The sequence below is a fragment of the Thorsellia anophelis DSM 18579 genome, assembly GCF_900111395.1.
Lineage (GTDB): Bacteria > Pseudomonadota > Gammaproteobacteria > Enterobacterales > Thorselliaceae > Thorsellia > Thorsellia anophelis.
Genome location: NZ_FOHV01000001.1, coordinates 90560 through 104228, shown reverse-complemented (window position 1 = coordinate 104228; position 13669 = coordinate 90560). Strand labels below are relative to the sequence as shown.

The 13669-nt window shown below is 36.6% G+C and carries 12 protein-coding genes and 1 riboswitch; of the genes, 8 read left to right on the top strand and 4 right to left on the bottom strand.

Features of this window, described 5'->3' with window-relative positions:
* Positions 1-24 precede the first annotated feature (24 nt).
* From fabA to thiI, 4 genes are all read right to left on the bottom strand, one after another.
* On the bottom strand, positions 25-555 hold the full coding sequence (fabA, locus tag BMW37_RS00465) for a bifunctional 3-hydroxydecanoyl-ACP dehydratase/trans-2-decenoyl-ACP isomerase (RefSeq protein ID WP_093316567.1): 531 nt from the start codon (positions 553-555) through the stop codon (positions 25-27).
* Between the two features lie 90 nt (positions 556-645).
* Positions 646-2388, bottom strand: a complete 1743-nt coding sequence (locus BMW37_RS00460) for an AAA family ATPase (RefSeq protein WP_177168544.1) — start codon at positions 2386-2388, stop codon at positions 646-648.
* Positions 2389-2466: 78 nt separating this feature from the next.
* A complete protein-coding gene (gene folB / locus BMW37_RS00455; protein WP_093316563.1) occupies positions 2467-2868 on the bottom strand; it encodes a dihydroneopterin aldolase in 402 nt (133 codons plus the stop codon).
* The gene (thiI, locus tag BMW37_RS00450; RefSeq protein WP_093316561.1) at positions 2865-4340 is read right to left on the bottom strand and encodes a tRNA uracil 4-sulfurtransferase ThiI; all 1476 of its coding nucleotides are present in this window, start codon (positions 4338-4340) and stop codon (positions 2865-2867) included. The genes folB and thiI overlap by 4 nt, the downstream gene beginning before the upstream one ends.
* Positions 4341-4808: 468 nt before the next feature.
* Between thiI and ribF the strand changes: the two genes are divergently transcribed.
* From ribF to BMW37_RS00410, 8 genes are all read left to right on the top strand, one after another.
* The gene (gene ribF / locus BMW37_RS00445) at positions 4809-5798 is read left to right on the top strand and encodes a bifunctional riboflavin kinase/FAD synthetase (protein ID WP_093316937.1); all 990 of its coding nucleotides are present in this window, start codon (positions 4809-4811) and stop codon (positions 5796-5798) included.
* 185 nt (positions 5799-5983) lie between these two features.
* Positions 5984-8788 (top strand): isoleucine--tRNA ligase, encoded by a 2805-nt coding sequence (gene ileS / locus BMW37_RS00440; RefSeq protein ID WP_093316559.1) that lies wholly within the window; start codon positions 5984-5986, stop codon positions 8786-8788.
* A complete protein-coding gene (lspA, locus tag BMW37_RS00435; RefSeq protein ID WP_093316556.1) occupies positions 8788-9345 on the top strand; it encodes a signal peptidase II in 558 nt (185 codons plus the stop codon). The genes ileS and lspA overlap by 1 nt, the downstream gene beginning before the upstream one ends.
* The gene (fkpB, locus tag BMW37_RS00430; protein WP_093316554.1) at positions 9335-9826 is read left to right on the top strand and encodes an FKBP-type peptidyl-prolyl cis-trans isomerase; all 492 of its coding nucleotides are present in this window, start codon (positions 9335-9337) and stop codon (positions 9824-9826) included. Before lspA ends, fkpB begins: the two co-directional genes overlap by 11 nt.
* 3 nt (positions 9827-9829) lie before the next feature.
* Positions 9830-10783, top strand: coding sequence for a 4-hydroxy-3-methylbut-2-enyl diphosphate reductase (gene ispH / locus BMW37_RS00425; RefSeq protein ID WP_093316551.1), 954 nt, complete (start codon positions 9830-9832; stop codon positions 10781-10783).
* Positions 10784-10863: 80 nt separating this feature from the next.
* Positions 10864-11508 (top strand): adenylate kinase, encoded by a 645-nt coding sequence (gene adk / locus BMW37_RS00420; RefSeq protein WP_093316548.1) that lies wholly within the window; start codon positions 10864-10866, stop codon positions 11506-11508.
* A gap of 110 nt (positions 11509-11618) precedes the next feature.
* On the top strand, positions 11619-12596 hold the full coding sequence (gene hemH / locus BMW37_RS00415) for a ferrochelatase (RefSeq protein WP_093316545.1): 978 nt from the start codon (positions 11619-11621) through the stop codon (positions 12594-12596).
* A gap of 191 nt (positions 12597-12787) precedes the next feature.
* A riboswitch (TPP riboswitch) is annotated at positions 12788-12898 on the top strand.
* Positions 12899-12966: 68 nt separating this feature from the next.
* Positions 12967-13599, top strand: a complete 633-nt coding sequence (locus BMW37_RS00410; RefSeq protein WP_093316543.1) for a YkoF family thiamine/hydroxymethylpyrimidine-binding protein — start codon at positions 12967-12969, stop codon at positions 13597-13599.
* Positions 13600-13669: the final 70 nt, after the last annotated feature.

The window sequence follows — 13669 nt, the reverse complement described above, 5'->3', positions numbered from 1 at the left end:
ACTATTTACCTGCTAACATAGCATTTAAAAATTTTCAGTATCTTTAAATAACCCAACTTTTAGATCAGTTGCTTCATAAATAAGCTTACCATCAACAAATACTTCACCGTCAGCAATTCCCATGATTAACCTGCGGTTAATGACTCTTTTAAAATGAATTTTATACGTTACCTTTTTAGAGGTTGGAAGCACTTGACCTGTAAATTTAACTTCACCCACCCCTAAAGCACGACCTTTACCTTCTCCACCTAGCCACCCTAAGTAAAACCCAACTAATTGCCACATAGCATCTAGGCCTAAGCAACCTGGCATGACAGGGTCATTGGTAAAATGACATTCAAAGAACCATAATTTAGGGTCAATATCTAATTCTGCTTCAATAAAACCTTTATCAAATTTACCACCAGATTCACTCATACTAATTACTCTATCAATCATTAGCATATTACCTGATGGTAAGGGGGGACCATTTTTACCAAATAGCTCTCCACGTCCTGATGCTTCTAACTCTTTTTTATTATACGAACTTTGTCTGATAGGCTGTTGCTCTGTCATTGGATCATTTCCTTATTATTTTAATAAACTAAACGTTATTAGAGGCATTACTCCTCTCGAATGTTACTTTTTTACTTTGAAACTCTATTTTTAACTCAATCTTAATAATCTTTTATACCACGGGGTTTCGTCTACCGTATCAATACTTTGCAAGATGCGTTTTTGCATGAGCGTAATGAGATCTATTTCTGATGATTCTTCCCTATACTTAACTGAGGTCAATAATTCAATTGCTTCACTAGCATGCTCAACAGTCCAGATATGAAATTGACCTTCTTTAACAGCATTAATTACTTCATCATTTAACGATAAATGCCTTTGGTTTGAAGCAGGGATAATGACGCCTTGCGAGCCAGTTAATCCTCGGCGTTCACACACAGTAAAAAAGCCTTCTATTTTTTCATTCACTCCACCTATTGGTTGTACGTTTCCAAATTGGTCGACTGAGCCTGTGATAGCGAGTTGCTGATTAATAGGCACTTCTGAAATGGCACTAATTAACGCACATAACTCAGCTAATGAAGCGCTATCTCCATCAACTTCGGAGTAAGATTGCTCAAAAACAATAGAAGCTGAAAGTGGGAATTGCTGATTTAAATTCAATTCAGATAATAAAAAAGCCTGCATAATCAGTAGCCCTTTTGCGTGAATATTGCCAGCTAATTCAACTTTTCTTTCTATATCATTTACTTCACCATCCCCTAAATGCACGATACAAGTAATACGTGATGGTTCACCTATTGCTCTAGGATGGCCTGGGTAGCTTAAAACTGCAAGACCATTGATCTGGCCAACAACATGATTTTCAGTGTCTATCAATATTTGGTCTAATTCAAACTCATCATAAATACGTTCTAGCAAGTAACTCTCTCGGTATAATTTTGCCTCAGCTCGCGTATCTAAGGCAATTTGATTACAGATATTATCATCTGAAAACAAGCTGACCTCTTTAAAATATCCTTGCCAAAATAAGGGACTTAAGGGTAAGTTTAACTTATCTTCGTTATACCTTGCAGCATGGCGGATTAAAACTGGCCAAGCGTCATCTGCAATCGTCATGCCTGAGAATTTATAGGCAATATCAACTAAATAACTCTGCCATTGTACAAAAGTCGTTTCGTCTATAAGAGTGAGCGAGTGCTCTATCTCACCATAAATTGAAATTTGGTGCAAATCAGGTACCATTTCTTCTAATTCTGCAAGATTATCTCTATCACCGACTATAATAAGTTTTATTTTCATTGGCATCGGGTGAATACAGACAGGAAGAGATCTATTATCATCATTACTTAGCCACTCATATTGACCTGTCTCAATAATTTTAAGTAATCTAAACCACATCAGAGGCTGAGATAAAATAGCGTTTGCACTCAACATTAATATGCCGCCATTAACTTGATGAATGCGGCCAGGCTGAAGATGAACTATTCCATTATGTTGATAAACCGTTCCAAATAAAGAATTCATTTCAATCCATGTATCAAATACTAAATTCTCCGTCGCGTTAAATAATCCATCAATTGTCTTATCAAAACGGTAAACATTTCCCTGACTTACATAATCGCCTTTAAAAGTTACTGGTGGTAGAGATATCTCTTTTGATAATTCTTTAACTAATGATTCAACTAATTGAAATGAAGTATAAGATTCATCGCAATGGGTCAATAAAATATCAAATGGGGAATTTGCATGTAAAAACAACGATAGTGCATTTGTATATCTTGGTTGTAAGTCAACAAGCGAAGTAATTGGTTCCGGGCTTTTTCTTAAATACTGCTCGAAAGTTTCAGTTTCTGGCATTAATTGCTGCCAAGGTAATTTGGTCATTTTCAAAAAAGTGTCTGTATTCAATTGATCTATCTACTATTTAAATGGATATTATCTAATCACATCCAGTAAGTTCAGACGAACCTAACTGCATGAATCGTTTAATCTTAATATGGTAACACCAACTTGATTAGCTGATGCGACCGCTGTCGGTTTACGTACAGTTACTTCTACTGCTGGCAAGTGGTAATTGACTAATAATAATTGAGCAATTTCTTCAGCCACTCTTTCTATCAAAGCAAATTTACCTGCGGAAATATAGTGAGTCACAGCTTCACTGATAGCCGCGTAATTCAAACAGTCAGAAACATCATCAGATAGAGCTGCTTGGCGATTATCCCAATACATAACAATATCTAGTTCTAATCTCTGCTTAATGGTTTGCTCCCAATCATAAACGCCAATAGAGGCAAGCACGGTTAATGATTCAATCCATACCTTATCATGCAATACAAGTTCATTTAATCTATTTAATCCTTTATTCATGATTTTTCCCCAAAATAAACTTTGACATTTTGAAAACCTAATTCATGTAAATATAAAGCTTGCAAGCGACTCATCACGCCTTTTTGACAATAAAGCAAATATGTTTTTGATTGATCCAACGTTTTAAATTCTCGATTTAGCGTATAAAAAGGCATGAGTTTGATTTCAATACCCTCAAGATTCAAAGGTTTTTGTTCTCTCTCCTCTGGTGCTCTGATATCTAGAAGGATATCATTTTCAGCAAAGGTTATAGTACCTTCGACATGGACAACTTCTTTTTCTGCTTCTGACGCTAAAGTTCTGATATCAACGTTTACAGAATGTTTAACTGCCGCATCTAATAGGTTAAAATCAAATTTTGCTTCTTCCAACTCTACATGTGACTTGTCAGCGCACACTGTGGGACTATTAGAAATAACCCCGCAATACTCCGGCATTGTTTTGGCCAAGTCTTCTGTACCTATTTGTCTTGCCAGTGCAATAATGGTTTCTTTATCTTCAGCAATTAATGGCCTTATAACCAAAGTATCTGTTGCATTATCGATGACCCTTAAATTTTTTAACGTTTGACTTGAAACTTGTCCTATTGCCTCTCCTGTTATTAAAGCGCTTACATCATAACGCTCAGTCAATTGAGATGCAGCCCTAACCATCATTCGTTTAAGTACCACACCCATCAAGCCATTATCAATTTTAGTCAAAATTTCTTCAACGACCTCAGAAAAATCTACAGAAATAAACCGAACTCGGTGAGATGAAGCAAATTGAGACCAAAGATAATAAGCAGTTTGCTTGACACCTATTTCATGAGCAGCGCCACCTAAGTTAAAAAAACAATAATGAACTTTACAGCCACGTCTGATTAACTTATAACTAGCAACACTCGAATCAAACCCTCCTGAAATAAGAGAAAGGACTTCATCTTGAGTTCCAATAGGAAAACCGCCTAACCCTTCAAATCTCGCTTTCACTAATCTTAAAATATCATTTTCGATTTCAAGCTGTACTGTCACATCAGGGTGTTTCAATTTAACTCTTGCTGTTTCAACAGATTGATTTAACCCTCCGCCTATATACCTTTCAGCTTCACTTGAACTAAAATTATGTTCTCCTTTACGCTTTACTCTTACACAGAAACTTTTCCCTTCTAGCTGGGATTGATAAACTGATAAAGCAATCTCAAAAATATTATGTAAATCTGTATAGGTATACTCCTCTACTTGAAGAATATGATGTATACCAGGAATACGTTGTAACTGTTCAAGAACAGATTGTTCATCAACTGAAGACAAGATTGGCGCATGATTTTTTGTTCTAATTTCAATATGATCCCAACTTCTTACAACCGCAATATTGTTCGCAAGCGTACCTAAAACATTGCGAATATTACTAGTTAGGATTTTACTAAACCTTTTTCTAACTGAATCGCTTTTCATAACGATTTCAGGAAACAACTTAATAATGTATTTCATAGTGTAATGATTATAATTACATACAATCTTGAAAATGACTCAAAATAATAGGTGCATTCTAAATTGCATTGTGATAAAAAAGAGTAGGTTGCTAGTTAAAATTAATATTTCACCTGAAGTACTCAAATAAGCAACCTGATTATCGCATGACAACTCTGCGAGTTCCGTGATGGCTATCATAACAAAATTTATTGCTATTTTTAGTATTTATCTTTTAAAAATACCTCATAATGTCTTTATTGAGTTATTTTTTGCAAAAAAATGCAAATATGGCATAACACAACAGCAATAAATGATGGCAAAACTCAGAGAACAGTGATTTTGATAAATAACTCTCATTTTAATAGAACAATTTGAGAAAAATTGCAAATTCCACTCTACAAAAAAAGTACAACCGCCTACAATAGCGGTTAAATAGATTAATATCGATATAATGACCTTTAACAACCGGATCACAACACCTGAATGATGCAATTAATTCGAGGCTTTAATAACTGTTTGTCTTTAGCACAATCACCACAATTAAGCGCCCTTAAAAATGGGTGTGCGTTAACAATTGGTAATTTTGATGGCGTCCATCTTGGCCATAAAGCTCTGGTTGATAGACTTAAACAAAAAGCCGGTGATTTACCTTCGGTTGTTATGATTTTTGAACCCCAACCCTTAGAGTATTTTTCACCAGATAAGGCTCCTGCAAGATTAACTCATTTTCGTGATAAAATAACCGCTCTCAAATCATTTAAAATAGACTATGTATTTTGTGTTCCTTTCAATCATCATATTGCCAAGCTAACAGCACAGGAATTTGTTGAGGATCTTTTAATAAATGTACTTAATGTCAAATTTTTACTCATCGGTGATGATTTCAAATTTGGGGCAAATAGACAAGGAGATATGGCTTTTTTGACTCATTATGCTGATAAGCAGCATTTTGTAGTTGAAGCACTTAATACGATTACCTTAAATGAAGAGCGAATTAGCAGCACCTCAATACGCAAAGCATTAATGCTAGATGATCTTGATCATGCAAGCTCTTTATTAGGTAGACCTTACTCGATTTCTGGTCGCGTAATACATGGAGATAAAATTGGTGCGCAATTAGGGTTTCCAACAGCAAATATCTCAATGAATCGCATTAAATCTGCTGTAAATGGCGTCTATGCTGTTCATATTACTGGATCTGATATAGAGCATTTATCAGGAAAATCCACTTTGTATGGTATCGCAAATATTGGATTTAGACCAACTGTAGCTGGCAAAAAACATCTACTTGAGGTCTTTATTTTTGATGAGTCCTTTAATCTCTACGGTAAACATATCACTGTTGTACTCAAGCATAAGATTAGATCAGAACAAAAATTTGATGGTTTAGAGGCGTTAAAATCACAAATTCAATCTGATATTGAGGCAACACGTCGCTACTTTGGCGAAAATGATAAAAATGGCAGCGAAAATTAACACTGCTGCAATTAAATTTAACAAACCTGCTTTAAACCAATAAAATACCAACATCTGGTAGATTCGATATCCGAATTAGGTGGAGCAAGGTTCAAATTTGTTTTAATATAAGTGAAATATTTAGCTAGTACAGCTATTTTGCCCACTTTTGAATCAATTGATTAAACATAAGAGATCTAATACTAATGACTGATTACAAATCCACATTAAATTTACCAGAAACACCTTTCCCAATGCGCGGCGATCTAGCTAAACGTGAGCCCGCAATGCTAAAAGCTTGGCAAGACAAAAAACTCTATCAAAAAATTAGAGAAGCCAAAAAAGGTAAACAATCCTTCATTCTTCATGATGGTCCTCCCTATGCAAATGGTACAATACATATTGGTCATGCGTTAAATAAAATCATCAAAGACATGGTAGTTAAATCAAAAGGATTATTTGGATTTGATTCCCCTTACATTCCAGGATGGGACTGTCATGGCCTTCCGATAGAGCTTAAAGTTGAAGGATTAGTTGGTAAACCGGGTGAAAAAATCAGCGCAGGTGAATTTAGACAAGCTTGTCGAGACTACGCAGAAACGCAAATTGAACTACAAAAAACTGATTTTATTCGTCTTGGAGTATTAGGTGACTGGGAAAATCCGTATAAAACGATGGATTTTAAAACAGAAGCAAATATCATCAGAACACTAGGAAAAATCATTCATAATGGTCATTTACATAAGGGCTCAAAGCCTGTTCATTGGTGCATTGACTGTCGCTCTTCTTTAGCTGAGGCAGAAGTTGAGTATGAAGATAAAACTTCACCTTCTATTGATGTCTGTTTTGACGCTGTCGATAGTGGCGCAGTTGCCTTACTGTTTGGTACCCCATCAATTGGTGAAAAAATCGCGTTAGTGATTTGGACAACAACACCTTGGACTTTACCAGCTAACCAAGCAATTTCTGTACATCCAGAATATCAATATAGTTTAGTTAAAACACCTGGAAAATATCTCATTTTAGCAACTGATTTAGTACAATCAGTAATGGCACGTGCAAAAATTACAGACTTTGAGATAGTAGCAACGGTGCTCGGGAATAAATTAGAGAACGTTCAATTTTCTCATCCCTTTATTGAAAGACAAGTTCCAGCTATCCTTGGAGATCATGTCACTCTAGATGCGGGAACAGGAGCAGTGCATACCGCACCTGCACATGGTGCTGAAGACTTTAGCGTTGGTCAAAAATATCAACTGGAAGTCTATAATCCAGTTGCCCCAAATGGTTGCTATTTACCTGGTACTTTCCCTAGCCTTGATGGCATGCACGTATTTAAAGCAAATGACAAAATAGTGGAAATTTTAACACAATCAGGCCAACTCTTGCATGTGGAAAAAATTCATCATAGTTACCCACACTGCTGGCGCCATAAAACTCCAATTATTTTTAGAGCAACACCACAGTGGTTTATCAGCATGGATCAAAAAGGTCTACGCACACAATCTTTAGAAGAGATAAAAAATGTTCGATGGATTCCTGATTGGGGACAAGCTCGTATTGAGAACATGGTCGCTAATCGCCCTGATTGGTGTATTTCAAGGCAACGTACTTGGGGTGTACCAATGTCGTTATTTGTCCATAAAGAAACTCAAGAATTACATCCAAACACTCCAGAACTAATTGAAAAAGTTGCAAAAAAAGTAGAAGACGCTGGGATACAGGCATGGTGGGATCTTGAACCTAGCGAAATACTAGGCGCGGATGCTGAACATTATGAGAAAATCCCAGATACACTCGACGTTTGGTTTGATTCAGGGTCAACAAGCGCCTCTGTCGTAAATGCTCGTTCTGAATTCAATGGTCATCAAGCTGACATGTATATGGAAGGTTCAGATCAACATCGTGGCTGGTTTATGTCATCGCTAATGATAGGCACTGCAATTAATGGCAAAGCCCCTTATAGGGAAGTATTAACACACGGATTTACTGTCGATTCAAATGGCAGAAAAATGTCTAAATCACTTGGTAATGTGATAAGCCCACAAGAGATTATTGATACTTTAGGTGCAGATATTTTAAGACTCTGGGTTGCATCAACTGATTACACTGGCGAAATGTCTGTCTCACATGAAATATTCAAACGTTCTGCTGAAAGCTATCGTCGTATTCGTAATACTGCAAGATTTTTCTTAGCAAATCTTAATGGATTTGACCCAAAAACGGATATGGTTGCACCAGAAGAAATGGTTGTGCTTGATCACTGGGCTGTTGGTCGTGCATTAGAGGCACAAAATGCAATCTTAGCCGCTTATGAAGCATATGATTTTCATCAAGTTGTCCAACGTATAATGCATTTTTGTTCAATTGAAATGGGGTCGTTTTACCTAGATATCATTAAAGATAGACAATACACTGCCAAAAAAGAGAGTCTTGCAAGGCGCAGTTGTCAAACAGCACTTTACCACATTTCTCATGCTTTAGTTCGCTGGATTGCGCCTATTTTATCCTTTACAGCTGAAGAAATTTGGGCGCTTTTACCTGGCGCTGATAGTGAATATATCATCACTCAAGAGTGGTATACAGGATTGTTTAGCTTGTCTGGTGACGAAACAATGAATGATGCATTTTGGTCTAGAATGCTTGCTGTTAGATCTGATGTTAATAAAGTGCTTGAACAAGCTCGAAACGATAAAATACTCGGCAGCTCACTAGAAGGTGCTGTGACTTTGTTTGTTGATATTGAACAAGCAAAAGAACTTGAGCGATTAGAAGACGAACTAAGATTTGTCTTATTAACATCACAGGTGTCAATTAAACCTATTGAAGAAGCACCATCTGATGCTGTTCAAAGTGAATCAAATATCAAATTGAAAATTCGAGCAATAAAAGCAGAAGGCGAAAAATGCCCTCGTTGCTGGCATTTTGCAGTGCTTAATGGATCAAGTGGACTGTGTAGTCGTTGCGAAACAAATGTATTAGGTCATGGTGAAATAAGGAAGTTTGCATAATGAATTTAAACCTTCATCAAAATGTGAATGATGCGAATAAAATCACAGCAAAGAAAAGTGGTCTTATTTGGCTATGGATAGCTATATTTGTTATTGTCTTAGATCTCACCTCTAAATTTTATGTGCTACATAATTTTATGCTTGGTGAATCAGTGCCTGTCATGCCATTTCTAAATTTTGCTTACGCACAAAATACAGGAGCAGCATTCGGCTTTCTAAGTGAACACAGCGGCTGGCAACGCTGGTTCTTCACCTTAATTGCTGTTTCTATAAGCAGTATTTTAGTTTATTTCATGCGAAAAACTCCTAGTAACCACAAGATGATCAATATTGGTTATGCAATGGTAATAGGCGGTGCGCTTGGTAATTTATTTGATAGATTAGTACATGGATTTGTAATTGATTTTATCGATTTTTACATTGGTAATTGGCACTTCGCAACCTTCAATATTGCGGATATAGCCATTTGTGTTGGCGCTGGATTGATTCTTCTAGATGGATTATTTGTTCACAAACCTAGCCAAAACAAAAACAATGAGGCAAACAATGCAAACTAATACTCATGAGACTATAACCTCAAATTACGCAGTCAACAGCCATAGCACAGTGATGATCCATTTCGACCTAATTTTAGAAGATGGTTCGGTAGCTGAGTCAACTCGTGCATCAGGGAAGCCAACATTATTTCAACTAGGTGATGGAACTTTATCAACAGAGCTAGAGGCGCAGCTTATTGGCTTATCGATTGGTGATACGAAAAATTTCACCCTACCACCCCATGCCGTCTTTGGTGAGATCAACCCTAATTTAATACAGTATTTCACACCAAGGGATTTTATAGAAACAGGTTTACCTACTATAGGCACCATTATGATGTTTAATACAGCAAATGGTAATCAGATGGCAGGGGTTATTAAGGCAATCACTGAAGATTCTATTACCGTTGATTTTAATCATCCTTTGGCTGGTAAAACAGTTGAGTTTAAAATAGAAATCATTGATATAGATCCAATTGATAGACTAGATGAGATAGATTAAACCATGCAAATACTGTTAGCTAACCCACGTGGATTTTGTGCTGGTGTTGATAGAGCCATTTCTATTGTCGATAGAGCACTGGAAATTTTTGGTGCCCCTATCTTTGTTCGTCATGAAGTTGTACATAATCGCTATGTTGTTGATGATCTCCGCAATCGTGGTGCTATCTTTATTGAAGAAATCAGCGAAGTTCCTGATGGTTCAATCCTAATTTTTTCAGCGCATGGCGTCTCACAAAGTGTGCGTAATGAGGCAAAATCACGTAACTTACAAATGTTATTCGATGCAACTTGTCCTCTTGTAACTAAAGTTCACATGGAAGTGGCAAGAGCTAGCCGAAAAGGGACTGAAGCGATTTTAATCGGGCACGCTGGCCATCCTGAAGTAGAAGGTACAATGGGTCAATATAATAACCCAGAGGGTGGCATGTATTTAGTAGAATCGCCAGAAGATGTATGGCAACTGAAGGTTAAAAATGAAAGTAACCTCTGTTTTATGACCCAAACTACTTTATCTGTAGATGATACTTCTGACATAATTGATGCGTTAAGATCACGTTTTAGTCATATCATTGGCCCTCGTAAAGATGATATCTGTTATGCTACCACTAACCGCCAAGAAGCAGTCCGAGAAATGGTGGGGCAAGTCGATTTAGTATTAGTTGTAGGGTCTAAAAACTCCTCTAATTCAAATCGCTTGGCAGAACTCGCTCTTCGGACAGGAAAACCCGCTTATTTGATTGACACACACTTAGACATTAATCCTAAATGGTTTAATCATGTCAAAAAAATAGGATTAACCGCTGGCGCATCTGCTCCTGATATATTAGTTCAACAAGTTATTACCCATCTTAAAGCTCTTGGAGCAACGGATGTCATTGAAATGAGTGGCAGGGAAGAAAATATTGTTTTTGAAGTACCAAAAGCATTGCGTATTGTGACAAATAACTTAGACTAATTGACATGTGACTGACCGCTCTCAGTCGAAGAAAAATAACAATTTAATCAAAAGATTCACTCTTAACTAAGGAGATATTGATGCGTATTATTTTATTAGGCGCTCCTGGCGCTGGAAAAGGCACCCAAGCTCAATTTATTATGGAAAAATATGGTATTCCTCAACTTTCAACAGGAGACATGCTAAGAGCGGCATCTGCTGCAGGAACTGAATTAGGTCTACAAGTCAAGAGCATTATCGATTCTGGACAATTAGTTTCTGATGATCTTGTGATTGCATTAGTTAAAGAGCGTATAAAACAAGAAGACTGTAAGAACGGATTCTTATTAGATGGTTTTCCAAGGACAATTGTTCAAGCAGATGCAATCAAAGCACAAGGCATTAAAATTGATCTCGTCCTTGAATTTGATGTACCAGATGAATTGATTGTTGAGCGCGTTACTGGACGCAGAATTCATAAAGCTTCTAATCGTGTTTATCATATCAAATACAATCCACCAAAAGTTGCTGACGTCGATGACTTAACTGGCGAACCCCTTATACAACGTGAAGATGACACCGAATCAAAAGTAATCGAACGCCTTAGCATCTATCATAATGATACCTCACCACTCAAAGCTTATTATCAAGCAGAAGAACAAGCAGGAACTACTCGTTATGTTAAAATCGATGGTACTAAGCCTGTAATTGAAGTTAGCCAAGATCTTGCTAAAATTTTAGGCTAAGCTAATTTAAGGTGTAGTAACCGAGTTAATGATTTAAAATCTGGCCTCTATATTAAATTAACGTATTTAGTATAGAGGTTTTATTTGTATTAAAATTTGCAGGAGTCGAGATGCAATTATTACCAAAAAAAGGAATTTTATTAGTTAACTTAGGCACCCCAGATGCGCCAACTCCAAGTTCAGTTAGCCGTTATTTAAAAACATTTTTGAGTGATTCAAGGGTCGTAGATCTTCCCAAAATATTATGGCAACCTCTTTTACGTGGTATCATTTTACCAATAAGAAGCCCTAAAGTGGCTAAATTATACCAATCTATTTGGTTAGAGGGTGGTTCTCCCTTATATGTCTACACAAAAGCACAAGCAGAAGCACTTTCAAAAAAATTACCTGATCATGAAATAGCGTTTGCATTTTGTTATAGTGAGCCCACAGTAAATATGGCAATGGATAAACTCCTATCTGCTGGGGTGGAGGATATTTTAATTCTCCCTCTGTACCCTCAATACTCCTGTTCAACGAGCGCAGCTGTTTTTGATGCAGTAGCGAGATCTCTTCAAAAACGTAGGGCAATACCTTCACTTCGATTTATTCGTGATTACGCAACGTTTGAACCATATATTGATGCTTTAGTGACATGTATTAAAAATCATACAAGTGAGCATGGTATCCCTGATAAATTACTGTTTTCATTACACGGTATTCCTGTGCGTTTTGCCAATCAAGGGGATGACTATCCACTTCGTTGTCAAGCAACCACGGCAGCAGTGAATGCTAAACTCGTCAATGAACTTGTCTGGAAAGAGGATATCGTTCAACTCACATACCAATCAAAATTTGGCAAGGAACCTTGGTTAGTACCTGCAACCGATGCAACAGTTGAATCACTTGCTAAGTCGGGCATTAAGCACTTACAAATTATTTGCCCTGGATTTTCATCTGATTGCCTAGAAACCTTAGAGGAAATTTCTATTGGCATTAAAGAATCTTTTATAGAGCATGGTGGTGAAAAATTTAGTTATATTCCTGCACTCAATGCGTCCGATAATCATATTGAAATGTTGGAGAAACTGATCTACCAACACTTTTAGATGTATAATCGCATTACAATAATCATAAGATAGGAATATTTAAATTCATTTCCAAATTTATTTAGCTCAATGCCTAATTCATGACAATCTCATCTATAACGATTAAAAGCAAACAGCTTCACCTCGCTTTTATTTTTATACTATGATCTAGAAAAAGCTTGCAATAAATTACAAAATTAGTAATGATATGGGTAAGTTGTCACGGGAGCTGGGTAAACTCGGCTGAGAGGAAAGTTTTTAATTTTCGACCGTCAAACTTGATCTGGATAATGCCAGCGCAAGAAAGACTGCTCTTGTAGTACCCGTGCCCTCTTTTTAACAATTAATCATGGTTTAGACCATTTACTAATTAATAAAAGGGTACTCATATATGACACAACACTTCATAGACATCAAATCTACTCAATCCATCACTCATAATAATTTTGGTATTGGTGCTCGTTTTACAGTTAATGTAATGAGTGATGATTATATATCAATTATTTTATCTGCTCTTGAAAATACCCCAAAAAAAGATGTCGACGTAATAACAGACCCTGTTAGCACGTATGTCACGGGGAACGAACAAGCAATATGTGAATACATTTGCTCGGTGATTCATAAAATAGCATCAAGTCATCACCATGTTTCAGTTTCTTTAATGCTATCACGTGGATGCCCAGGTGAGGTAACCTGCCAACTACCTGACGATACACTATTCACCTCTAATCAATCTATCACGTTAGCACCTACAGGAATTAATGTTCTTGCACAATGGTCACTCTATCCTCTAATCGATACCATAAAGGACAATTACTCGCATATGACAGATATTTATTCTGCAATAGAATATACAAAACAAAAGAAAATTTATAAACGTTCACATCATTATGTCACTGAACTGCAAGGTGACCTCTCAGCAATTATAGAAACAATTGCATCAGGTTGGTTAATGGTTGGGCGAACCGTACAGCATGTTACAACACATGCAACGATCTCAATTAATAGCCCTTCAAAAAATTAACCTATTTTAAAATAGGCTGACTATAAAGCAGATGCCTTATTTGGAAATCAGTTAGTTTTAGCGAAATGAG

Bases quoted from the DNA above. Each gene is read 5' to 3' on its own strand.
- lspA (WP_093316556.1), top strand. From the start codon at position 8,788: ATGAATTTAAACCTTCATCAAAATGTGAATGATGCGAATAAAATCACA.
- ispH (WP_093316551.1), top strand. From the start codon at position 9,830: ATGCAAATACTGTTAGCTAACCCACGTGGATTTTGTGCTGGTGTTGAT.
- ribF (WP_093316937.1), top strand. From the start codon at position 4,809: ATGCAATTAATTCGAGGCTTTAATAACTGTTTGTCTTTAGCACAATCA.
- folB (WP_093316563.1), bottom strand. From the start codon at position 2,868: ATGAATAAAGGATTAAATAGATTAAATGAACTTGTATTGCATGATAAG.
- hemH (WP_093316545.1), top strand. From the start codon at position 11,619: ATGCAATTATTACCAAAAAAAGGAATTTTATTAGTTAACTTAGGCACC.
- adk (WP_093316548.1), top strand. From the start codon at position 10,864: ATGCGTATTATTTTATTAGGCGCTCCTGGCGCTGGAAAAGGCACCCAA.
- fabA (WP_093316567.1), bottom strand. From the start codon at position 555: ATGACAGAGCAACAGCCTATCAGACAAAGTTCGTATAATAAAAAAGAG.
- BMW37_RS00410 (WP_093316543.1), top strand. From the start codon at position 12,967: ATGACACAACACTTCATAGACATCAAATCTACTCAATCCATCACTCAT.
- fkpB (WP_093316554.1), top strand. From the start codon at position 9,335: ATGCAAACTAATACTCATGAGACTATAACCTCAAATTACGCAGTCAAC.
- ileS (WP_093316559.1), top strand. From the start codon at position 5,984: ATGACTGATTACAAATCCACATTAAATTTACCAGAAACACCTTTCCCA.
- thiI (WP_093316561.1), bottom strand. From the start codon at position 4,340: ATGAAATACATTATTAAGTTGTTTCCTGAAATCGTTATGAAAAGCGAT.